The sequence below is a fragment of the Mammaliicoccus sp. J-M40 genome, assembly GCF_022386395.1.
GTDB classification, from domain to species: Bacteria; Bacillota; Bacilli; order Staphylococcales; family Staphylococcaceae; genus Mammaliicoccus; species Mammaliicoccus lentus.
Genome location: NZ_JAJNIQ010000035.1, coordinates 1 through 621 on the forward strand (window position 1 = coordinate 1; position 621 = coordinate 621).

The following is a 621-nucleotide window of genomic DNA, read 5'->3' on the forward strand; positions in this document are numbered from 1 at the left end:
ATTATACGTCGTAAAACCAAACGTTATAAGCCTTTTACTCCTGAAGTTACTGCACAAAACATTTTAAATAGATCATTTAATGAAACTAAGAAAAACAAGAAATGGTTAACTGATGTGACTGAATTTAAATTAAAAAATGGCAATAAAGTATACTTAAGTGCGATTTATGATTTAGGTAGTAAAACTATTTTAAGCTATGAATTGAGTAGTTCAAATAATAACCAATTAGTATTTAACACGCTTGATAAAGCTGTTAAAAAAGTAAAAAATACCAAGGGTATTATATTTCATAGCGATAGAGGGTTTCAATATACTTCTAGAAGTTTCAAGGCAAAATTAAAAGAGCATAAAATGATTCAAAGTATGTCACGTGTAGGCTGTTGTATTGATAATGGACCTATGGAATCAGTATGGGGAATGATGAAAAGTGAAATTTATAAAGGAAATAAGAACTTTTCTTTTATAAATTATGAACAGGCAGTAATAGAATTAGCTAAATATATCCATTTTTATAATACTAATCGAATTACATTAAAAATGGCCAAATCCATAGCTTAGCTATGAATTTGACCAAAAAGACATTTTTATTATTTAGTTGTCTACTTGACAGGGTTCACTTCA

Annotated in this window: 1 protein-coding gene; it reads left to right on the plus strand. The window is 27.7% G+C overall.

Going from position 1 to position 621, the window contains the following annotated elements:
- Positions 1–558: IS3 family transposase (locus tag LQ688_RS13890; RefSeq protein WP_239752879.1), on the plus strand; the 558-nt coding region annotated here is incomplete at its 5' end.
- Between the last annotated feature and the right edge of the window lie 63 nt (positions 559–621).